The 24,306-nt window shown below is 40.2% G+C and carries 17 protein-coding genes and 3 riboswitches; of the genes, 9 read left to right on the forward strand and 8 right to left on the reverse strand.

Features of this window, described 5'->3' with window-relative positions:
* Positions 1-13: 13 nt before the first annotated feature.
* The gene (locus tag OCV73_RS09430) at positions 14-748 is read right to left on the reverse strand and encodes a class I SAM-dependent methyltransferase (protein ID WP_147551618.1); all 735 of its coding nucleotides are present in this window, start codon (positions 746-748) and stop codon (positions 14-16) included.
* Between the two features lie 431 nt (positions 749-1,179).
* On the opposite strand from OCV73_RS09430, the gene OCV73_RS09435 reads away from it, so the two are divergent.
* The gene (locus OCV73_RS09435; RefSeq protein ID WP_147551620.1) at positions 1,180-1,740 is read left to right on the forward strand and encodes a plasmid pRiA4b ORF-3 family protein; all 561 of its coding nucleotides are present in this window, start codon (positions 1,180-1,182) and stop codon (positions 1,738-1,740) included.
* Positions 1,741-1,826: 86 nt separating this feature from the next.
* Here the strand turns inward: OCV73_RS09435 and OCV73_RS09440 are convergent, their stop codons facing one another.
* From OCV73_RS09440 to OCV73_RS09460, 5 genes are all read right to left on the reverse strand, one after another.
* Complete coding sequence (locus OCV73_RS09440) at positions 1,827-2,441, reverse strand: IMPACT family protein (RefSeq protein ID WP_147551622.1); 615 nt, start codon at positions 2,439-2,441, stop codon at positions 1,827-1,829.
* A gap of 74 nt (positions 2,442-2,515) precedes the next feature.
* A complete protein-coding gene (locus tag OCV73_RS09445) occupies positions 2,516-3,667 on the reverse strand; it encodes a cytochrome d ubiquinol oxidase subunit II (RefSeq protein WP_147551623.1) in 1,152 nt (383 codons plus the stop codon).
* Between the two features lie 6 nt (positions 3,668-3,673).
* Positions 3,674-5,227: a cytochrome ubiquinol oxidase subunit I gene (locus tag OCV73_RS09450; protein WP_147551625.1), complete on the reverse strand. Its 1,554-nt coding sequence runs from the start codon at positions 5,225-5,227 to the stop codon at positions 3,674-3,676.
* Between the two features lie 23 nt (positions 5,228-5,250).
* Entirely contained in the window at positions 5,251-5,517 is a 267-nt protein-coding gene (locus OCV73_RS09455) for a DUF4492 domain-containing protein (protein WP_394802955.1), read from the reverse strand.
* Positions 5,518-5,583: 66 nt separating this feature from the next.
* The gene (locus tag OCV73_RS09460; RefSeq protein WP_147551627.1) at positions 5,584-6,342 is read right to left on the reverse strand and encodes a sulfite exporter TauE/SafE family protein; all 759 of its coding nucleotides are present in this window, start codon (positions 6,340-6,342) and stop codon (positions 5,584-5,586) included.
* Positions 6,343-6,947: 605 nt separating this feature from the next.
* Here OCV73_RS09460 and OCV73_RS09465 point away from each other — a divergent pair.
* Both OCV73_RS09465 and OCV73_RS09470 read left to right on the forward strand, forming a co-directional pair.
* Positions 6,948-7,859, forward strand: a complete 912-nt coding sequence (locus OCV73_RS09465) for a hypothetical protein (protein WP_147551628.1) — start codon at positions 6,948-6,950, stop codon at positions 7,857-7,859.
* A 115-nt stretch (positions 7,860-7,974) separates the two neighbouring features.
* A complete protein-coding gene (locus OCV73_RS09470) occupies positions 7,975-9,126 on the forward strand; it encodes a T9SS type A sorting domain-containing protein (protein ID WP_167551242.1) in 1,152 nt (383 codons plus the stop codon).
* An 82-nt stretch (positions 9,127-9,208) separates the two neighbouring features.
* Here OCV73_RS09470 and OCV73_RS09475 read toward each other — a convergent pair whose 3' ends face one another.
* Positions 9,209-9,313 (reverse strand): DUF2023 family protein, encoded by a 105-nt coding sequence (locus tag OCV73_RS09475; protein WP_147551632.1) that lies wholly within the window; start codon positions 9,311-9,313, stop codon positions 9,209-9,211.
* A 387-nt stretch (positions 9,314-9,700) separates the two neighbouring features.
* Positions 9,701-9,900, forward strand: a riboswitch (cobalamin riboswitch).
* Between the two features lie 111 nt (positions 9,901-10,011).
* Here OCV73_RS09475 and OCV73_RS09480 point away from each other — a divergent pair.
* The 6 genes from OCV73_RS09480 to OCV73_RS09510 all read left to right on the forward strand — a co-directional run bounded on the left by OCV73_RS09480 (position 10,012) and on the right by OCV73_RS09510 (position 23,308).
* Entirely contained in the window at positions 10,012-12,042 is a 2,031-nt protein-coding gene (locus tag OCV73_RS09480; protein ID WP_147551634.1) for a TonB-dependent receptor, read from the forward strand.
* On the forward strand, positions 12,039-13,193 hold the full coding sequence (locus OCV73_RS09485; RefSeq protein WP_147551636.1) for a YncE family protein: 1,155 nt from the start codon (positions 12,039-12,041) through the stop codon (positions 13,191-13,193). The genes OCV73_RS09480 and OCV73_RS09485 overlap by 4 nt, the downstream gene beginning before the upstream one ends.
* 7 nt (positions 13,194-13,200) lie before the next feature.
* On the forward strand, positions 13,201-14,394 hold the full coding sequence (locus OCV73_RS09490) for a T9SS type A sorting domain-containing protein (RefSeq protein WP_394802956.1): 1,194 nt from the start codon (positions 13,201-13,203) through the stop codon (positions 14,392-14,394).
* Between the two features lie 19 nt (positions 14,395-14,413).
* A riboswitch (cobalamin riboswitch) is annotated at positions 14,414-14,599 on the forward strand.
* Between the two features lie 162 nt (positions 14,600-14,761).
* Entirely contained in the window at positions 14,762-19,033 is a 4,272-nt protein-coding gene (locus OCV73_RS09500) for a leucine-rich repeat protein (protein WP_147551638.1), read from the forward strand.
* Between the two features lie 95 nt (positions 19,034-19,128).
* The gene (locus OCV73_RS09505) at positions 19,129-21,324 is read left to right on the forward strand and encodes a DUF5074 domain-containing protein (RefSeq protein WP_147551640.1); all 2,196 of its coding nucleotides are present in this window, start codon (positions 19,129-19,131) and stop codon (positions 21,322-21,324) included.
* 282 nt (positions 21,325-21,606) lie between these two features.
* Positions 21,607-21,810, forward strand: a riboswitch (cobalamin riboswitch).
* A 298-nt stretch (positions 21,811-22,108) separates the two neighbouring features.
* Positions 22,109-23,308 (forward strand): hypothetical protein, encoded by a 1,200-nt coding sequence (locus tag OCV73_RS09510; RefSeq protein WP_147551642.1) that lies wholly within the window; start codon positions 22,109-22,111, stop codon positions 23,306-23,308.
* Between the two features lie 195 nt (positions 23,309-23,503).
* Here OCV73_RS09510 and OCV73_RS09515 read toward each other — a convergent pair whose 3' ends face one another.
* On the reverse strand, positions 23,504-24,043 hold the full coding sequence (locus OCV73_RS09515) for a GDSL-type esterase/lipase family protein (protein ID WP_147551643.1): 540 nt from the start codon (positions 24,041-24,043) through the stop codon (positions 23,504-23,506).
* Positions 24,044-24,306: the final 263 nt, after the last annotated feature.

Raw genomic sequence — 24,306 nt, forward strand, 5'->3', positions numbered from 1 at the left:
TTATTTTTCCACTTTATTTTTTCACTGCAGAAATCAGGAGCATCATAGGCCGTCTTAATTCATCTTTCATTCCGGGAACGGATGTAAGAAGTACATCATCCGGTTCCGGCTCTACAAGCCCGGTTACTTCAAATCCGGATTTTATCAGGTCATTCATATATGTGGTAAGCGTCTTATGATATTTCGTCACTTCTTCTCCCAGAAACACGGCTTTCCTATGCCCTTCAGTAAAATAATTATCTACAGGCCAGTGCAACGAATTTCCTTTTTCATCATAATACCAGTCTTGATTACCGTAGGCTGTAAAGACCGGATGTTCTACCGAGAACACGAATGCTCCTCCTTCGCTAAGACATGTATAAACTTTCTCGCAGATATTTTTAAAAGATTCGAGATAATGGAATACCAGCAAACTTATCACCACATCGTAGCATGAAGGTTTAAACTCGAAATCTTCTATAGCAACACATTTATACTGTATTAAAGGGGATGAATTCCTTTGTTTCGCACCTTTTATCATCTTCTCCGATATATCGATTCCCATGACTTCAACCGCCCCGTGTTCAACGGCATACAGGCAATGCCAACCGAAACCGCAACCTAAATCCAACACTCTTTTGCCTTTGAAAGCAGGAAACATGCTACGTAAAGCATGCCATTCTCCGGCTCCTTTCAGTCCATTTACAGAACGAGACATCTGACTGTAACGATCAAAAAAAATCTCGTCATCATACTTGTTTTCTTTCATATTTTTATTTACTATAAAATCATTTTCGGTTCCGCCGAACCGCCTAATTACTATGGAAAACGTCTCAACCGGTTAATAAGTCAATAAGCGGAAAATCTTTACATGAAACAAAAATTACCGCAGTCTCATAAACAATTACCGGATTTACAATATCACCGATTAAAGGATAAAATATTTCCGTAGAATTTGTAATACATCATATATAAATATATAATGACTTCTTACTGGTAATCGTTCGAGCAAAGGTATAGATTGTTCTTTCGATTAAATGTTTTCCCTAAAAAAATTTAACCGGAAAAAGAATAATCCTAATTATATTGTTTACCCCATTGAGAAAAGAAAAAATAAGGCTTTCTTTTCTCAATAGTGATATTTTTATTATTTTTACGCAACAAATATACAGGGAACAATCATATCAAAAAAGTAATATTATGATATATAAATTTTTGCTCGTATCGGACGAAGTTGATGACTTCAAAAGAGAAATCAGTATTGATTCGGACGCAACTTTTCTAGACCTGAACGACGCCATTCTGGAATCGGTTAATTTTACCAAAGACCAGATGACTTCTTTTTTCATCTGTGACGAAGACTGGGAAAAGAAAACGGAGATTACTCTCATGGAAATGGATACTTCATCGGAAGAGGATACCTGGACAATGGCCGAAACTACCTTAAGTGAACTAATAGAAGACGAAGGCCAGCGTTTAATATATATATTTGATTACATCACAGAACGTATGTTTTTCATGGAACTGAAAGAAGCTATCCCCGGAAAGAACCTTACGGCTCCTGTATGTACCAAGAAAGGGGGTAATCCTCCTAAACAAATAATGGATTTCGAAGAATTCGATAAAAAGGCTCAAACCTCTTCCGCAGATCTGGACGCAGATTTCTACGGTGACGAAACATTCGATCCGTCCGAACTGGATGGCGAAGGCTTCAATGATCTGGATATGAGTGAAGGAGGAGGCTACGACGACAGATACTGATCTTTTATATCGTATACTGAAAAGCTCCGGAAAATTCATCCGGAGCTTTTTTTATATTTGTCAACCAACAGAACTAAAACAAGCATTTAATTCTCCTCCCATTCTTTGCCCTTGATAACAAGTCCATCTATCTTTTCCAGCCTGCTGCGAAGTCTATCCATCTCACTCTGTCTGATACGCAATGTCATATTACAGTCCATATCGAAAGATTGCGATATTATCTGAGCGTGATCTTCTTTCACAATACGCATTACATCATTCATGAAAGGATATTCGAACCGAAAGCTCACTTCTGCTTCCACCAGACATTCGATAATCTCACCTGCTTTAATAGCTTCTGCCGCCGCTTCCCTGTATGCAACAATCAGCCCACTGGTACCTAACTTAATGCCCCCGAAATAACGAATAACGACAATAAGGACATTCGTGAGACCAAAAGAATTAATTTGTCCCAATATAGGCTTTCCTGCCGTACCGGAAGGTTCTCCGTTATCATTGGAACGGAAACAACTCCGGTCAGACCCTATCATATAAGCCCAACAAACATGACGGGCGTCATAATATTCTTTCTGGTATTTCTCAATATATTCCATAGCTTCTTTCACCGTCGAAACAGGTATCGCGAAAGAAAGAAATTTACTCATCTTCTCTTTATAAAGACCTTCGGATATATCGGATAGGGTAAGATATGCATCGTCCATAAAAAAGGCTTACTCTTGTATTATTTACAAAAATAAGCCCTTTTTTTTAAAGAAGCAACTATATGTTTTTCATATCAATACTTATGGTCGGAACCTTCCATTTCCGCCGGAGTTATGGACTTTGCATCCATTGCCCTCCACACATAGAATATATAAGCTAAAACAAAAGGAACCAAAAGCGATACGACGCTCATCGTCTGTAAAGTAAAGAAAGTGGAAGAGCTGTTATAAATAGTCAGGGAGCTTTGTATATCGGATGCAGACGGATAATATGGTGTATTATTATATCCGGCCAGAAAAAACACGCTTAATACCACCAAAACCGTACCTGTTCCCGAAAACCATATCCCTTTGGTAAATTTATGGGCCAGTACCGAACGTATGAGCGCATACAATACAAGTACAACGCCTGTTACAAAAAGGACCGCTACCCAAGGCATCTCTATAAGATTGAAAAAATACTTGTACTTCCTCAGAAATATTTCTCCGTTAGCAGGATTCAGTTCATAACCTGTCGCTGTAAGCGTAACGCCGACAAAAGCAAGGAAGCAAACTACAAATATAATTCCGTTATACAAGACCTCTTTCCGGGCTTTGGCATATATACTCTCATCATCTATATTATTCATAAAATACAAGGCTCCTTGTACGCGCGCGAGAAACAATATAGTAACTCCCAGTAAGATATTACGCCAGTTAGCAATAGCTTCGAGACCGTGCCAGGGATTTTCCCAAGTAGAAATAACGGGCATTGCCGGATCCAATATGTTTGTCTTATTCACATTAAAATCGGACCCGGTAAAAAAAGTCCCTACTGCCACGCCCAATAAAAAAGAACCAACCAGCCCATTAATAAACAGAAATGTATCGTAGGTTTTAGTTCCTAAAAAATTCCCTTTTTTCGACCGGTATTCATAAGACACGGCCTGGATAATAAAGCTAAAAAGAATTGCCATCCATAACCAATATGCACCGCCGAAACTGGTAGAATAGAATAACGGGAACGAAGCGAAAAACGCACCGCCGAAAACCACAAGGGTAGTAAATGTAAATTCCCATTTGCGTCCCAACGAATTGACAAGCATCGTCTTTTCCAGCGGAGTCTTTGCCATTCCGGCCAACATAGTCTGTCCTCCCTGAACAAAAAGCAGGAATACCAATAAAGCGCCCAAAAGGGAAATCAGAAACCACCAGTAATTCTGGTAAAATAATTCATTCAGTTCCATAATCATTTATTTTTGTTCAGTTCCTTTTTTTATTTGTTTCAACATAATACCCACTTCGGCAATCAAAAGTATGGTAAAAAGCGCGGCGAACATCCAGAAAGTAGTCTGTACCGAACTTACCTCCAGTTTGGAAATAGCCGCATAGGTAGGCATAATATCCTGTATCACCCACGGCTGGCGTCCCATCTCGGCCACGATCCAACCCGATTCGAGACAGATATATCCCAACGGGATCGTGAGAACGCATATCCACAGGAACCACGGCATTTGTGATATTTTTTTCTTATGTTCGAGTACTAATACCAATATGAAGAACAAGATAAAATATACACCGAGAATAATCATGATATGGAAGGAGTAAAATACGAACGGTACGGAAGGAATAAACTGCTCTACCGAGTCGAGATATCCATACCCGAAATTCTCATAATTGGCATTAATCACCTGATGAGCAGAATCCATGGCAGCTTTATCATTCTTCTGCTGTGCTTTTTTATAGGCATCCAAGGCTTTAATAGCCTCTTTTCCACTGGCCTGTCTTTCGGCAAAAGAAAGCGCTGTAATTTCTTCACCAGCCAGATTCTTGTCCTTGAATCCTCCCTCAATAATATTATTGATACCGGGAACAAAACCATTCAACTCACGTGTAGCCAGAAAAGACAACAGCTTCGGGATAGGAATAGCGAAAAGGAATTCTTTCTCATCATTATCATATTTCTTATCCGGGTTAAGAATACCGAACGCAATAAGCTCCTGCCCGTCTTTGCCATGATATACCCCTTCCATCGCCGCCAGTTTCATAGGTTGTTTTTCTGCGACCTGATAAGCCGAACCGTCACCAGTATAAGCTGTAATAAGAATTCCGGCAAGACCCACCCAGGCACCTACCTTTATACTTTGTAAAGCCAGCCAGTTCTCCCGTTTTTTTATCAGGTACCAGGCACTGATACCTACTACAAAAACACCGCCTAACACCCATCCGGCAGATACGGCATGAAAAAACTTATTCAGAGCGACAGGCGAAGCAACGAGCGCCCAGAAATTATCCATCACGTTACTTACCCTGCCAGGATCGAATTTCATCCCTACCGGATATTGCATCCAGGCATTAGCCACCAATATCCACAAAGCAGAAATAGAAGCGCCTGCTGCTGTAAGCCACGTAGCTGCCAGATGAAAACCCTTACTCACTTTATTCCATCCGAAAAACATGACAGCAATAAAAGTGGACTCCATAAAAAAAGCCATAATACCTTCGATAGCCAACGGTGCTCCGAATATGTCCCCGACAAACCAACTGTAATTGGACCAGTTGGTTCCAAACTGGAATTCCAGAATAATACCGGTAGCAATACCTATAGCAAAATTTACACCGAAAAGTGTCATCCAGAATTTGGTAATCGTTTTCCACCGTTCGTCACCTGTCCGGTAATAAATAGTCTCCATTACTCCTACAATTACTGCCAGCCCTAAAGTCAGAGGCACAAACAGCCAGTGATAAATAGCGGTTAACGCAAATTGCGCACGCGACCAATCCACAAGAGAAACTAAGTCATTCATAATTTTAGTTTTATTTTAAGATTTTATTCGTTCTGTGTTTCCGAAACAGGCGCTGTTAATTGTTCCATCACATAAGATGCCTTAGCCTCATCCGAATCATATCGGGAATTCAGAAAATTCGGGAAAAAAAACAACCTGAGGATAAAAAACATAATAAACAATTTAATGAATATAATCGCCCACAATGTCTTTCCTAACGTCATATTCCTGAAGCCTTCGGCATAAAAACGGTATATACGTACAAATATATTTTCAGAAGGAACAGTCATCATTTTAACTTCTTTATTCATGGTTTTTACAAATGTATCTTTTTTTTTAATATCCGGTGCATTTTTATTTCATTTTTTGTAAAGATTTCAGAACCGGAATAAAATCACATATAAAGCCGATACAATTAACAGGCCCAACAATATTTTCCTAATCAAAGCAGGAGACCAGGAAGATACGAACCTGACTCCCAGCCATCCTCCCAGAATACCTCCTAATCCCATTACACCACCGTACAGCCAGTCTATCTGATGATAATACCAAAAGATGACCATCGTAAAAGGTGTAATAATCATATTTAAAAACATTTTCACAGCATCGCTCGAAATCATATCATTACCTGCTCTCAACACGAGCAAAGCCATCACAAGCCATGTAAAGCCCGCCTGAATGAATCCTCCGTAAAAACCGGCCAGTAAAAAAAGGATCCAGTTCACCGTACCTAACCTCATATCGTTTTTCAACTTTTTCGTACGTAACCATGCATCAGGTTTCCACCACATCACTCCTATCATAAACAGTATAATGATAAGCAGTACAATGTTCATCAAAAGTTCGGTAAGGCATACCGCCGCAACCAGTGAACCTACTATCGCCCCCAGAACCACCGGAGCAATAAGTTTGCTGCCCTCTCTTACAGGCATTTCTTTCCTTTTCCTGAAAGATACCATAGCCGTCACATCCTGCAAAAATATAGAAAGACGGTTCGTACCGTTAGCCGTACCTGCCGGCAAGCCCATCGCCAGCAATACAGGAAGAGCGAACAGAGAACCGCCCCCTCCTACCACATTCACGATACCGCATATAGCGCCTCCGGCAACCAGTAATATAAGAGAGAATATATCCATATTTCTTTAAATTTATTAGGAATAAAACGTCTACTGTAAAAAGAATGTTCGTATAACATCGGATAAAAGAACATCAAAACAAGGTTATTTAAAAAATATTTTTTAAATATTTTGTATATACATATTATTTAGTATATTTGCATCTATATATGCTGTTATTATTTAAATAGTGCTGATATAAAAACAAATTCATCCTTATTTCTTATTTTATTTTTTATTAAAAAGTATCCACCAAAATAAAAACAAACAATCGACACTAATTAAGAATTCAGGTGATATTAGCAGATTGAAATACATCAACCGATACGATACTTATTTTATACAAAAGGTAGCCGGATAAACAAAAGCTAACCTTTTACTTTACTACTTTAAACATGTAGAAACTAAACAAAAATCAAGAAACACTCAAGCATACCCCCCAAAAAGTACAAGCTTAATATTTATATTAAGCAAAAACAGACTTTATCAAATTACAAGCAGCAGACACAATTCCAAATATAACCTTATTCTATTATTACAAATGCCTTTTCAATATACCAGAAATAAAACAAACAACTGATAAATAACCAATTAACTAACATTATAAACCTTTAAATGCTATCATTATGAAACGTAAATCCTTATTTTTCGCCTTATTACTTTGCAGCAGTCTTTCTTATGGGCAATCCGGTGCCTCTTATGTCAATATATATGACACACGTGATGAGATAAATACACCTGCTACCTTCTCCCAACAGCTTCACCTCGATTTTAAATCTCCTTTTAAAGATACTCCGGTAAATATATTCTCAACAACTATCACAATAGCACCCTGGCATGATGGTAGTGCCGAAGTCAACCAACTTAATGTTAGTAAAAAAGGAATATTTTATAGAGAAAGTAATCCCGGTTATACGGGCTGGGAAGCCTGGAAAAAAATTGCCATGTTCGATGCAAGCGGAAATCTGCATATTGGAGATGAGAGCGGAATAGGAGAATACGGAAAAAAATTATACTTCGGAAGCAACACTTGTAATCTTGATGACGTATATATGGCACGATATAATGTAGCCAAAGATGTTACGGAACTAAGAATCTCCATTGGGGATGACGAGGTGGATAAATTTGTAGTAGGGAATAAACACTGGAATAAACCGGCAGAGTTCAATCCTTACTTCGTAGTAACGATGGACGGAAAAGTAGGTATCAACAGTCCTAACCCCACTTACGAACTGGAAGTTAACGGCAAAATCAAAACCCGGGAAATTCTGGTTACCGATACTGAATGGGCGGACTTCGTGTTCAAAAAAGACTATAAGTTGCGTTCATTGGACGAGGTAAAATCCCATATTGAAAAACATGCCTGCCTGCCCGAAATACCGACGGAAAGCGAAGTGAATGCCAACGGAGTGGATCTGGCTAAAATGAACGTGAAACTGTTACAAAAAGTAGAAGAGCTTACCCTATATATTATTCAGCAAGAGGAAAAAATGCGGGAACAGGAACAAAGGATTACGAAACTCGAAAATCAGAAATAGCATGAAAAAATATATAATATTTTTGATTTTACAATCATTTTTTTTCATTGGATATTCCTGGAACGCAATAAGTATGACAGGAGAGTATCAAATTTGCCCTGACCAAAACCATCAGATGATTAATCCATATACCGGGATCCTAGGAGCAGTAAACAGTTATGACCGAATAGAATGGGAAATTACAAACGGTTATTTTGATTATTATTTAGGACCAACAAAACGAACTGTATATGTAAAAGATGGAGCGATTGCTCTACATGCAGATATTGTTTGGGAAGATATTGCTAAAATGGGAAAAGTATCTTTTAAGAATCTAAGCAATCCCTATGTCTGTTATGGTTTTGCTGATGTTGAAATATTAAGTGTAAAAAATACAGCTGTCGATGAAATTAAGATAGATGGAACTGTAATAAAATCCGGAACGATAACTATTCCCAAAGGGGAAAAAGGGACGCTACAAGTAGCTACCTATTTAATATATCCGGCATGTAAAGGAAATAGTGGCAAACGTGTTGAAGAATTCCGCTGGAGTACTCCGGCTTCCTGGGGAGGTAAAACATTTGAAACATATGGTGGTCAAATATCTATAAACTATAACGAAACTTCGGGGGATGGAGAAAAAATCACAGTTACCCCTAAAGGATGTAACGGAACATACGGAAAAGCTACCAGTATTACCATAAAACGCACGGGAGAATATCCAAAACCGGAGCCAGAGCCTGAACCGGAACCTGATCCGGAACCCTCAGGGCCTAGAGTCATACAAAATGTAGAAATTCCGGATAAAAAAGGTGGGAAATTTAGCGGAGACAGCCTTATTTTAAAAGAAGTATATGCATACCCTGGAGGTGGCACTACTTTTCACGGGAATTATTGGATACGAATATTACCAACTCTCTATGCGTTCAAAGGAAGTGAACTGCACTTTACAACAGGTAATAAGACAAAAAACCTGATAAAAGCCAACACTAAAGAAATTTTCACAGAAGCAGCACAAGAGCATATTTCAGGATTTTCACAGAATTACCCGAATCCCTGCTGGGGAAGTACAAAAATCGATTATTATCTGCCCGAAAATATCCGCAATGCGGTTCTTTATGTCGTATCTTCTACGGGGGAAACTGTCAGGAACTTATCTCTATATGAACGGGATAGCGGAACGCTGAACCTTGACATTTCCGGCCTGTCACCAGGTTTTTATCTGTATTATATCGTGGCGGACGGACAGATGATAGGAAGTAAACGCATGATCGTAACAAACCGATAAATGGATTTTCATTTCTTATAATATAAAGAAGAAGCCGTACTTTTATACGGCTTCTTCTTTTAAAACTAATACGAACTAAATCTCAGGCGAACTTCATTTTTTTCCACAAACGCTCGCACTGCATCTCAATATTATACCCCACCATAGCTCCTAAAATAAAATCTTCCTCAAGGGTAAATTTATGCATAAGCCTGTCAATTAATCATACCAATCATCCTGTAATTCCCCGCTTCACCAAGTAGAGGAACCCAAAATAGAACATCAAATCCGCCAACCTGCAACGCGTTTATTCCGGCGGCATCATCTAATCGGCTGCAAGAACGTCCGTTTCTTTTGCAATCAATCTTGGCAACGCATCTGTAGTTCCCATAGAACACCTGTAAAACACACCTTTTTTCTTTTCCACAACATTCGATCTTTTTTAGAGTAAAAATAAAAAAAGGAACCTTGCTCCGAAATGCCTGAAATTAGGGAATTATACACCGCCCTCTCATTAAAATAAAGTATAAATAAGCTTGTATGAATCGATTAACGAAATATTTCTGTATTTAATTTGTTTACTTTAAGAGAAATAAATATCTTTGCAGCGCATTGGTTTCAGATACCTGTACAGGTATGGAATTAAAAGGGAATCCCGTGAAAATCGGGAACAGTCCCGCTGCTGTAAGCTCTGCAAATGAAAACGGCAATCACTCTTATGCCACTGATATGACAATCGGGAAGGCGCCGTTGACAGGAGTAAGTCAGAAGACCTGCCATGCGAATTATAAAAACATCGGCTTTCGGGGGTTAAAGCTTGAAGATAGATACTTGCCACGCAATGCGTCTGTTCCATAAAGCCTTTTTTATGTATTGCTGCCGGATGCTGAAAGTAAAAAGGTTTTCATGCGACGAACAAGATCACATATCCTATTGCTACTGACAGGAATCTTTTCGGGTTCCGGACTATTTTCGTTATATGCTGCCCGTCCCGCCTCCCGGCTCGACTCTATACAACACATCAAAGAAGTTGTCGTAACCGGAAAACCGACCGTAAACGAGATCATACCCTCTCAAAAACTCGAAGGGAAAGCACTGGAAAAGCTGAACAGTTTTTCCGTTGCAGATGCCCTCCGTTATTTTTCAGGGATACAGATCAAAGATTACGGTGGAATAGGCGGACTGAAAACAGTCAATATCCGTAGCATGGGAACCAACCATATGGGGGTGTTTTATGACGGCATACAGTTGGGAAATGCACAGAACGGACAAATAGACCTGGGAAAATTCTCATTGGATAATATGGAAGAAATTTCCCTTTATAACGGACAGAAAAGTGAAATTTTCCAGCCGGCCAAGGACTATGGCTCCTCCGGTTCCATTTATCTGAAAACCCGAAAACCCCGCTTTAATAAAGATGAAAAATATCACATCAGGGCGGCATTCAAAACCGGTTCGTTCGGTTTGGTCAATCCGTCCGTATTGTGGGAACAAAAAATATCCCGGAATGTAAGTTCGTCCCTGAATGCAGAGTTCATTAATGCGAACGGACGGTATAAATTCCGTTATAAACGAAAACAACTGAACGGAGACATCGCTTACGATACGACTGCTATCCGGCATAACGGCGATGTATGCGCATTCAGGGCCGAGGGAGGATTCAACGGAATAATGAACCGGGGGAACTGGAACGTCAAAGCTTATTTCTATGACTCCGAACGAGGTATTCCGGGGGCTATAGTCAACAATGTATTCAGGCATGGCGAGCGTCAATGGGACCGGAATTTCTTTGCTCAGGGATCCTTCCAATACGACATTTGTTCTTTTTACAAATTGCAGATAAACACCAAATTTGCCGATGACTTTACTCATTACCTCAGAGATGACGAGAAAGAGCTTTATGTCAACAACAAATACTGGCAACAAGAATACTATCTGTCCGTTGCGAATCTGTTCAACCTGTTTTCCTGGTGGGATGTTTCCGTTTCGGCCGATTATCAGTGGAATAAACTGGATGCCAATCTGAAAGATTTTGCTTATCCCAAAAGACATACCGGGCTTGTCGCTGTCGCCACTGCCTTCCAGTGGGAACATTTCAAGACGCAGGCAAGCGTTCTGGGAACTTTCATTCACGAGAATGTCATAAAGAAAAAAGAATCTGCCGCCTCACCCGACAAGCAAGAATTCACTCCCGCCGTTTTTGCCTCTTATAAACCTTTTAAATCGAAAAACCTCTATTTAAGAGCCTTTTACAAAAGGATATTCAGAATGCCGACTTTCAATGACTTGTATTATACCGACATCGGAAATAAATACCTGAAACCCGAATTTACTGAACAATACAACGTGGGGGCCGTATATAATAAAATGTTCAACCATAACTTCTTTAAATATTTCAACATACAAGCCGACGGTTACTATAACAAAGTTACCAACAAGATCATCGCCTATCCTACGGGACAACAATTCCGCTGGACCATGTTGAACCTCGGCGAAGTAAGGATTATAGGCGTAGATGTCGCCGCCCAGTTGTCGTGCCAATTAAATAACGTGGGTATCCATGCCAGACTGAATTATACCTGGCAAAAGGCTCAGGATTATACCGACCCGACAGACTACTATTACAAACATCAGATTCCTTATATACCCTGGCACAGCGGTTCTGCCATCGTATCGCTCGAATATGGAAAATGGAATCTGAACTATAGCTTTATCTATACCGGAGAACGTTACCGTCAACAGATGAACAGTGTAGATAATTACGAACAGCCCTGGTACACAAGCGACCTCGCATTATCCCGGGATATTCCCGTATACAAGGTAAATATGAATGTAACGGCGGAAGTAAACAATATCTTTAACCAGTATTATGACGTAGTCGCCAACTTTCCCATGCCGGGTATTAATTATAAATTAATCTTGCGTATAACGATATGAGCAAAAACTATTACATATTATATTTCGTAGGAATATTAAGTGTCCTCTTTACATCGTGCCGGGAGGACGACGTACTGGTATATTCGGAATCACACAAAATAAGCATTCCGCAATTTACAGACATAGACGGTTTTTATTTATTGAATGAAGGCAATATGGGATCGAACAAATCCACACTGGATTATTTCGATGAAAAGACTGGAATCTACCACAAAAATATATATGCAGAAACAAATCCTACTGTGGTAAAAGAACTGGGAGATGTAGGTAACGACCTGAAAATTTACGGAAGCAAACTCTATGCGGTCATTAACTGTTCCCACAAAGTGGAAGTAATGGAAGCCGCAACGGCCAAAAGAATAAAACAGATAGAAATACCGAACTGCCGTTATATCGTTTTCGACAAGGAATACGCCTATGTCAGTTCCTATGTAAGTCCCGTACAAATAGATCCGAACGCACCGTTAGGCGCCGTTTTTAAAGTAGATACGACTACACTGGAAGTTGTGGACGAGGTCACGGTAGGTTACCAGCCGGAAGAAATGGAAATCAGATTCGGAAAATTATATGTGGCAAATTCCGGAGGATACAGGGTTCCCAATTATGATAACACGATATCTGTCATCGACCTGGAAACTTTCACGGAGATCAAAAAAATAGAAGTGGCCATTAATCTGCACCGGATAAAAGGAGATAAATACGGTATGCTATACACCAGTTCCAGAGGCGACTACTATCATAAATCATCCAAACTCTACATCATAGATTGTTATAAAGACCAACTGGTCGATTCGCTGGATATAGCGGTAAGCAACATGTGCATAGACGGCGATTCCGCCTATGTGTACAGTACCGAATGGAATTACACGGCAGGAGATAATACCGTTACTTACGGTATCATAGACCTGAAAAAAAGAGAGGTCGTCAGCCGTAATTTCATAAAGGACGGTACTGATAAAAAAATCAAGATACCTTACGGAATCGCTATCCACCCTATTACAAAGGATATTTATGTAACGGATGCAAAAAACTATGTCTCTCCGGGAACATTATATTGTTTCAGTAAAGAAGGTATATTGAAATGGAAAACAATGACCGGTGACATACCGGCCCACTTCGCATTCAAAGGAAAATTAAAAAATGAAAATTAGATATATAATGAAAAAAATTTTACCCCTATTCATCGTATTAGCTGGTATATCCGCCTATACATGCGAAACAAGAGCGGAAATACGCTCTCCTTATATGACCAAGGTTCTTGAATTCCGGCCCGCTCCCGGACAGTTTATCAACGAGCTTCCGGAATATGAAGAAGGAGATACGGAAGAAACCATGCGCCAAAAAGCAGAAGATTATCTGGCTTATGATGCACGTGGAATGGTTTCCCTGGGAGGCTTCGGAGGATATATCGTAGTGGGATTCGATCATACCATCGTAAACGTAGCCGGACAAACGGATTTCAAAATATTGGGTAATGCTTTTTATGCCGATGCAAACCCTAATCCAGGTTTCTCATCCGGAGGTAGCAGCGAACCGGGTATCGTAATGGTCGCTTACGATGCCAATAAAAATGGAAAGCCGGACAATGACGAGTGGTACGAACTGGCAGGCAGCGAATATTACAAGCCGGAGACAACTAAAAACTACGAAATCACATATTACCGCCCCGATGAAAACAAGATACCGACTCCAAGCCAGACAAACCCTAATTTAACCGATACGACTTATCTTTACTGGAAAGATAATCAGGGTAAAGACGGTTATCTGTCCAAACTGGCATTTCACAGGCAAAGCTATTATCCGCAATGGATAGAGGAGCCTACTTTAACTTTTAAAGGAACCAGACTGGCCGATAACGGAGTCGATGAAAGCGGAAACGATTCTTATTACGTATTATACGCTTACGACTGGGGATATGCCGACAATCATCCCAACAGCAGCGATAAATCGAATTTCGATATAGACTGGGCGGTGGATAAAAACGGGAATAAAGTCTCCCTCCCGGGTATAGATTTCGTTAAGATCTACACCGGAGTCAACCAGTTTAACGGATGGATAGGAGAATGTTCTACCGAAGTAATGGGAGTAGAGGACTTACATGTGGATGCCGAAATGGGCAGTATGGAAGAAAATATTGCCATGCAAATCAAATCATATCCTAATCCGTGTACCGACTATCTGTATCTGTCCGTGTCTAAAACATGCCTGATAGAACTCACAGATATCACCGGACATCGCCTGATAGGAAAAGAATACGAAAGTGGCAACTATTCTATCGATATGCAAACTTATCCGGCAGGAATATATATCCTGAAAGCAGGAAATACTATCCAAAAGATAATAAAAAATTAATTTGTCCCGAATATAATAACACATAACTATAGCGTACAGGTTCGGCCGTAACAAAGCCGATTAAAAGGGAACCGGGTGAAAATCCCGGACAGTCCCGCTGCTGTAAGTTCCTTACATAAAATTATGACATCATGTCACTGGTCATCCCGGGAAGGCGTCATAATCCGGAACAAGTCAGAAGACCTGCCGTACGTTCGCCATAAAAGCTTACGAGGTATGAGCTTAGGCCCCGTTACTAATCCTTCCGATTATAACCGGACTCCTTTTCAAAGCGGTGATAAAAAAGCGCCGTTACCCTCCGTAAGTTTTAAATGGTATACATAATTTTTTTGTAAACTATATATGTTACACATTTAAAACCCAGAAAATGAAAAAAATTTATTCATTGTTTTTATTGCTGTTCATTGCATTGTCCTCAGTCGCACAAATAACCGTGCAAGGGCGTCCGCATAAAGCGGCAAAAGTATTGAACACCGCCGGGATAGCGATTCCCATGGACGAATTCACCATGGACATGATCGAGAATTGGAGCGGTGAAGGAGAGAACCGGGCGGCACTTGTCGTACAATGGAATGCCGACAACGAAACTTATGCCATGGTATGGGGTTACCGCTGGCCGGCAAGCGAGAAAGCGACGGGAGAATCCATGATACGCGCTATCGCCGCATCGGACAGATATTTCTTCGCCATGGCCGAAGGCGGAACCAGTTACGGAAGTACTATAGCCGGTATGGGATACGACACCAACAGGAACGGGTATTTTGCAATACAAAAGGACGGAACAATCGTAACTCCTAATGAAGAAGGTATGATGATAGCCGGCAGTTATAGTTACGATGGCTGGACTTGCGTAGACCCGGAAGATTACTGGCAATCGGGATGGTATGCCGGTTATTGGTCTTACTGGGTGAAAGAAGAGGGAGGAAGTTTCGGATACAGCGGGCTGGGAGCAACCAACCGTGTCTTAAAGAACAATAGCTGGGACGGATGGAACTTTGCCATAAACATGTTGTCACAGCCCTGGAAACCCTTCGTTCCCGCTCCCAAAAACGGACTGACGAAACCGGCGATCAAAGAGCAGCCTGAAAATCTGGTCGTTTCAGCAGGCGAGACTGCCGAATTTTCATTCACGGCAAAAGGAGACAGCCTTACCTACCAATGGTATAAAGATTATACTCCTATACAAGATGCCGATACATCGATATATGTCATTTCTTCTGCCACCGCCGGAGATGCCGGAGAATATTACTGTGTTTTCGGGAACAGGCTCGGAAATATGTCGACAGATACCGTTACCTTAACCGTAGGAGATAAAGAACTCTATTATAACAAAACTTCTTCATCTGCTCCTTATGAGGCGGAAGTCATTTATAATACAAAGTATCTTACCTATTCAGGTAAATTGAATATACCTTCGACAGTAACTATCGATGGTCAGACATATAATGTAACGGCGATTGCAGCAAACGCCTTCGAAAATTGCCCAAAAATATTATCCGTTACGATTCCCGAAAGCGTGACTTCTATCGGGAAACAATCCTTTAACGGATGTACCGGATTGACCGAAATAATTATACCCGGCCAGGTATCCAGTATAGGAAGCGGTGCGTTCCTGAATTGTACGAATTTAAGTTCCGTAACGATGGGACAGAGTGTTTCTTCCATCGGAGAATCTGCATTTCAGGCGACAGGCCTGGTTAACGTCAGCATGCCGGCCCATGTATCAGTTATCGGTAAAAAAGCATTTATGAATTGTTCCTTACTGGAAAATATATCTTTAAACGAACAACTTGCTATTATCGAGGATTCCGCCTTTTTCAGTTGCGTAAAACTCAATGCTATCGAAATTCCCAACCAAGTAACTAAATTAGGGAAATACGCATTATACGGATGTTCTGAACTGAAAACCATTGCTTTAGGCACTCAACTGGCGGCCATAGAAGAATACACTTTTAAAGATTGCGGGGAATTAACGGCGGTGACTATTCCCGATAATATTCTTAGCATCGGGAATTATGCGTTTGACAACTGTACCGGATTGAAAACAACTGCTATAGGCAACGGCGTTACGCATATAGGAAATTACGCATTCAGCGAATGTGATAAACTCGCATCTGTTACCTTGGGAAATAAAGTATCTTCTATAGGTTCTTATGCGTTCAACCGTTGCAGCCTGGTGACCGGAATCAACTTTCCCAACAGCCTCAGAAGTATAGGCGAACGCGCGTTCTTTTACTGCTCCAGCCTGGCAGATGCTCCGCTTAACGAAGGTCTTGCAACCATAGAACCGTATGCTTTTTATAATTGCGCATTTACCGCAATATCCATACCGAATAGCGTAACCGCACTGGGAAGTTATACGTTCTCCAATTGCACCAAGCTATTAACAGTAAAAATTGGCACCGGAATAACCGAACTGGCAGATTATCTGTTCAACTCCTGTACTACTTTAAAAGAGATCATTATTCCTCAGAATATTGTATCTTTGGGATCAAGCGCCCTGGGATACTGTAAAGGGCTAAAATCCGTCAACATCCCCAACAGTGTGATCTCTATCGGTGACCGCATATTCCAGAGATGCGATTCTTTGGAATCCATCATTTTATCCGGCAATGTCTCTAAATTGGGAACCTATGCTTTCGATAATTGCAAAAATCTGGTCTCGGCAACCATCAACGCCGAAATATCTGCACTGCCCAACTACACATTCAATAATTGCGCGAAACTGACGGAAGTAAAACTGTCCCCGACTATAACGGCGTTAGGAACTTACGTATTCCAAAACTGTACATCATTAGCCAGGTTGCCTCTAACGGATAACATTGTTTCTATCGGTAATTATGCATTTGCCGGCTGTAACGCCCTTACTTCGGTAATAATTCCCGATCATATACAAACCGCAGGAACTTACCTGTTCAATAGTTGTAAAGGTCTTACATCGGTAAGCATAGGAAAAGGCATGACAAAACTGTCCGACTATATGTTCCAGAACTGCAGTGCACTGGACGATGTTACCATTCCCGAGAATATAACCACGATGGGAAGCAACGTATTCAAATATTGTACATCTTTAGAAAAGATATCATTACCGGAGAAGATAGAAACACTGGGAACCTATACTTTCTACGGCTGTACGAAACTCAAATCTGTAGTATTACCGGATAGCCTTACCTCTATCGGGAATTACTCTTTTCAGGATTGTAAAGCCCTTGCCCAAATAAATATCCCTGAAAACGTATCTTCACTGGGAACCTATACATTCCGCAATTGTACCGCCTTAACGTCACTGGTTATCGGCGATAAAGTTACATCCGTCGGGACCTATATGTTATATGGCTGTACCGGATTGAAATCGGTAAAAATAGGAAAATCGGTAACTTCTATAGGAACTTACGTTTTTAACGGATGTACCGGACTTGAAAAGATATACAGTTATAATGTTACGCCGCCAACTTGTCAAAGCTCGACTTTCACAAAAGTCCCTACTACCTGTAAAATATATGTACCCGAAGAAGCGATAGAAAATTATAAAGCCCTAATTTACTGGAAAGATTTCAGTATTTCCGCCATTCTGCCCGATCTCGCAATCATATCTACGACTCCGGTTATGGACTTCGGAAGCGGTGTAACCAGCTACGTAAATGCCGATAATAAAGTATTTACCGTTACTTTCAACCGCAACATCGTTTCCGAAGATGCCGTTTCCGTTATATTGAAAGCCCATGGTGTCATAGCCGAAGGACAAACGCTTTCTACTTCTGTAGAAAATAATGTACTGACCGTGAACCGTGAAGGGGAAAATCTTGCAGCAGGTAAGTACTCAATCATTATATCTACGGATAAAGGCGACATGAATATTCTTTTCACTGTTTTGGAAGAGCTCAAGATCACAGCGACAACACCGGATATGGATTTCGGAAGCGGGGTAACCTCCTATGTAAATGCCGATAATAAAGTATTTACCGTTACTTTCAACCGGAACATCGTTTCCGAAGATGCTGTTATTGTTGCTTTGAAAGTTAACGGTGCCGTAGCCGAAGGACAAACGCTTTCTACTTCTGTAGAAAATAATGTACTGACTGTGAACAGAGAGGGTGAGAATCTTGCAGCAGGTGAGTACTCGCTCATTATATCTACGGATAAAGGCAATATGAATATTCTTTTCACCGTTCTGGAAGACCTTAAAATCACGGCAACTATGCCGGATATGGATTTCGGAAGCGGAGATATTCCTGAAATTAAATCAGAAACAGCAACTTTCACTGTGACTTTCAATCGCAATATCAGAGAAGAAGATGCAATCTCCGTATCGCTGATATCCGGAGAAACAGCAGTAGAAGGTCAGACTATCGAAACATCTTATGATAATAACGTATTGACTATTCACAGGAAAGGAGATCATCTTTCAAAAGGAATTTATGCATTTGTCATAACCGCTAACAAGAAGATATTTAACGTCAATTTCAAAGTATCCGATACAATGGGTACAGAAAAAAACGACGGAGAAAAAACAATACTTTTCCAATCTTACTTTACAACCGGCGGGGTACGCTTAGTGAAACCTATACAAGGTATCAATATCGTAAAAACTCTCTATGAAGACGGTTCGGTGGAAATTGAAAAAATTTACATAAAATAATATGCCAATATGACTCTCTAATAATAATTAAGGAGAAATTCCAAAAGGGGGAATACCCTTTTGGAATAATTCTCCTTTAATAAATTACTATTCACATGAAAAGACATATATTCTTTTTATTTACTATTATTACCGGCAGTTTATACAATTATTTGCCGGCAATCTCTCCCTCCGATATAGGCTACTGGATAGGCGAAGGAGGAAACGAGTCGATAGTCTCGATCAGTTGGAATGACGGGAAAAAGCCTGAAACTCTGGCATGGGGATATCGCACTGGCCGGGAAACTACCATTATCGACATGCTGAACGATTTAGTAAAAAATGATCCCCGGCTCTTTTCCCTGATGCGCCAACAAGGTATTTACAAAGTAGATGGCCTGGGATTTGACCTGAACGGAGAGCATACGATCTCTATGACCGTAGGAGGAAATACGGCTTATCCCAAATACAGCAAAACAGGACAATTTACTGCGACTCCGGGGAACTATAACACATGGAGATGCAGTGATGATGAAGACCATTGGAACTCCCCTTCAAAAACAGAAGCGGGAGAATGGCACTGTTGTGTTATAACAGACGATGGAACTAAAACGATTTTAGACGCAGAAAGTGTAAACTCCCAAACCGTACATAACGGTTACAATTACATCTGGTATTACGAAATACCCGGAAAAGATCTTCCTCCATATGAACAAGCTATTGCAGTAGATCCTTACATAACCGAGGATGTGGATTATACTCACGGTATATTTTTCATAAATGAAGATTGGTTCGGCTGGGACAACGGCAGTTTAAATTTCCTGGATAAAAACGGCAAAATGATTTACCGGGCATTTCGGCGTGAAAACGATAATACCGAAACCCTGGGGGTAACCACCCAGTTCGGATGTATTTACGGAGATAACTTCTATTTTATATCCAAGCAAGCAAAAACATCTCCGGAAGCTAAATCCGGAGGAAAATTAGTCATTGCCGATGCCAGGACATTAAAAAAGAAAATTGCTTTTGATGAAATAGGCGGAGGAGACGGACGTTCATTTCTCGGAGTAAATGAAAAGACCGGATACATAGGGACTACCAACGGGATTTTCGTTTTCGATATGGAAAATTTCAAGTTGGGCGATATCATTGAAGGTACTGGCAAAGGTAGTACATATGAAGGACAAATAGGAATAATGATTCGTACAGGAGAATACGTATTCGCAGCAAAACAGAATACAGGAGTATTAGTCATCGATCCGGATAAAAATGAAATCAAAACAACGATAAATTTGCCTCAGATATCTACTATTACAATGAGTAAAGACGGATATATCTGGGCGGGAGCCGAAACAAATTATTTATTGAAAATAAATCCTTATACCCTGGAAACCTCCAGAACCGGACTTCCGGACGTCATGCAAATAAATTCATCATGGGGCGCCTGGAATGCCGGAAGTTTATGTGCCAGTACCCAACATAACATTCTATATTTTACTCATTCGTCACATATAATCCGTTATGATATAGATAATGACACATTCGATACCGAATTCTTTGAGCTTCCCGGCCAAGAAAGCGAATATAAACAAATATTCTACGGTTCGTGCCTGCGGGTAGACCCGGTTACCGACAACCTGATAATTACAGCTACCGAATCGGGATACCTGACCCATTTCATGCAAAACTGGATTCATGTAGTAGACGGCACAAGCGGAGCCCTCATCAATACGATACGCCCCGAAACTTACTACTGGTTTCCGGCATTACCCGTATTCCCGGATAATTATCCCCCTTTGATCTCAGGATTCGAAAATATCTCTATGGTAACGAATGTTTACAAAATATATTTAGGAGATAAAGTATCCGACGCCGACAATATGGCATGTGCCATTCTTAAGACAGCAACGACAGAAGATACTTCCGTTGCCACAGTTTCAGTAGAAGCGGATACACTGGTAATTACCGGGCATAAAAAAGGAAAAACAACCCTCACTTTAAAAGTAAATTCCAACGGAAAAACAGCGGTACAGACTGTTTCTCTCGAAATCGGTAAAATCAGTTCTTCAAACAAGACGAACCTGTCCCTTGTTTCTGTCTCACCCAACCCGGCAAAAGATATCCTCACCATTAAAGAAAGGAAAGGCCATGAAGTATCACTGGTGAACAAGTACGGGCAAATAATACTCCGTCACAGAATTACCAGTGACAGTGAAAAAATAAATATCGCCTCTCTACCCGGCGGACTATATATCTTGCAAATCTCATCGAAAGGAGAACCGAGCGATACAGTCAAAGTTTTAAAATTATAAAAGCGACTATCATGAATTCACTTATTAAAGTAACGGTCCGAAACGATATCATCTACATTACTGACGCGGGACATAATAAAACGTAACCGTATATGATTTCAACGGAGACACCGAAATATCCTCTTTAAAATCACCCGCTATTTAATACGGTCGATATAGAAAGAAAACGTTACAAAGTAGCTTTATAAGGATTCTTAGCTATTCATAAAACATCTCTGCCGAAAATAACAATTTAAGCAGAGATGTTTTTTCACTTAAACTTGATATTCCATCACAGAATTTATATCTTTGTCAAACATTGGTTTCAAGTACCTTTTTCAGGTACAGAATTAAAAGGGAATCCCGTGAGAATCGGGAACAGTCCCGCTGCTGTAAGCTCCGTCCAATGTCTGCGACAAATACTTATGCCACTGATTAAAGAGAGAAATCGGGAAGGTGCCGCCGACAGGAGCAAGTCAGAAGACCTGCCTATGTATTACCAAATCGACAGCTTTCGTGGGTTAGAGCTTGAGAACAAAAATAAGAAGGTTAAAATATCCTTGCATATTCTTTGTTTTTATTTTCACCTGACAAAGGTCTATTATTCGAAACTGTCTTTGAACGAATGCAATTTTCCTGTTTGTGATAAACAGGCTGTTTTCATATAATAATATAATTTAAGTATCCCTACTGCCATAGGGGAAACCGCCCTTGACCGGAATGACGGATCAGGGGCGGTTTTATTACAAAAATAACAAAGCGTGTCAGGAATAAAACGTAACTTCGCGGAGGAGAATACATAATAATGGAAGATAAACACGATCTTTATTTATTCAATCCTGAAAATGATCAGGCAATGGGCGTCAACGTCGAGAACTATACGCCTCCGCCGCGTGCGCGGGCAATCGCTTACGACCTCGCTATGTTACCCATATGGTATGCCGGCACAGGAAGTTGTATACTGGTTCCGGACGGATATTCCTCTGAATGGCAGAAAAATGTCCTTGAAAAACTCGGCATCTCCTCGCGTATTATTCAGTTATCTTCTTTTTTATGTGGGAACGAAGCCGAACATATTTCCCGTATCCGGCCATGGGGATGGAGTGCAGCAGTCGTAAAAAAATTTATTCAATCAGGATTTTCCAGCAAACAATTACCGACAAAAGAAGAGATAGAAAAGATCAGAGAAATATCACACCGCCGCATGACAATAAAGGTATTAAAGGAACTGGCATCAAAGGTTCCCTTCGTCCTTCCTGCTTTTCCCACAGAATTGAAATGCGGTGATGCAGTAAAAGAATTCATAGAAACTCATCCTTTATGCATGCTCAAAGCGCCCTGGTCGGGAAGCGGAAAAGGTATATACAACGGAAGAGGCATATACGACACGCCTATAGAAAGGTGGAGCCGGGGCATTCTCAAAAAACAGGGAAGCCTGCTGGGAGAAATATTCTTTCATAAAGAACAGGACTTTGCTATGGAATTCTACAGCGACGGAAACAATATAAAATTTGCCGGTTATTCTCTGTTCGGCACTGACGAACACGGCAGCTACACCGGAAATTTCCTGAAACCCGATATTGAAATAGAAAACGAGCTTTGCCGGAAAATCCCGAAAGAATACCTCGATAAAACAAAAGAAGGACTGGAAACAATCCTTACCCTTCTCATTGCGCCTTACTATACCGGATATATGGGAATAGATATGATGCTATACCGTACTGCTGGCGGAGAAACTGCGTTGCATCCTTGTATAGAAATAAATCTGCGGATGAATATGGGGATGGTGGCCCGGCATATCACCGATACCTTTCTGGCTCCCGGAGTAAAAGGAAATTTTACAGTTCATTATATACCTTCACCAGGAAAATTGCAGGAACAATATCTTTTAAAATCCAAAGAAAAACCGTTGATTATCAAAGACGGAAAAATAACAGATGGGTATCTTTCCCTCACACCTGTCACATACGACACCCAATATATGGCCACCATAGAAGTAGGATAATGGTCATTGTGAAAATAATAAACCGGAACAACCGGATAATATTTTTAAGGAATAAAAGTTACCAGACAGCCAAATACGACAATATAAAGGGTTCCCGGGAAATTCGGACGATTATCTATATTCGACTAATTTTTTTCAGTTTTTTATAAATCCGTTATACCACCCGTCCGATGATACGGTATTTTGAACACCTTTCTATCGTGTCTTTTGTTCATATACATATTCTGTAATAGCATCACGCCAAATCTGATATGATTCTTTTTTTAAATGTATTCCATCAAATGTATATTTCATCGGCAGATTTTCATTCTCCTCATATAGCGAAAATAAATCTATATATATAAGATTCCTCTGTTTTGCTATATCTCTAATTATTTTATTTGCCATCTGCACCTTTTCAAAATCAGCACATAAATCATACACTGATTTATTAACAGGTAAAATACTTTGAACATAAAGTTTTAAATCACCTATAGATAAAATACTGTCAACTAATTCAGTATAAGAAGATCTGAAATCTGATAAGCTGCTATCTTTTAAGCCATTTATACCGGCCATTAAAAAAACCTTTTTAGGTTTCGCAAATCGTATCATGTCCATACGCCCAAGCATACCGTTTGGAGTATCCTCGCAAAAACCTAAATTACATACAGACAAATCACTAAATAATTCGTCAAAATCGCCAAAATAGGTCATACTATCACCAAAAAAAGCAACATCAGTTCTTAAATGCAATTGTTTAATCGTATTCGTCCAACACTTTACGGCCCAAACCTGATTAACTTTTGTTTTTTCAACCCACCCGAACTTTTCAGCATAACGCCTGAAATAATTTGTCCTTATACCAATATAACAAACCGCAAAGGTTTCAAAAAGAATAAAAATAATAAGGAGTATTCTACCCCCCCCCCCGTTTAATATTTGTTAACATATTCAATTGTGTTTATACTACAAATATAACATAATTAAATTACTTCCGATAATTATATACGACAATA

This window comes from Barnesiella propionica, from assembly GCF_025567045.1.
Taxonomy (GTDB): Bacteria; Bacteroidota; Bacteroidia; order Bacteroidales; family Barnesiellaceae; genus Barnesiella_B; species Barnesiella_B propionica.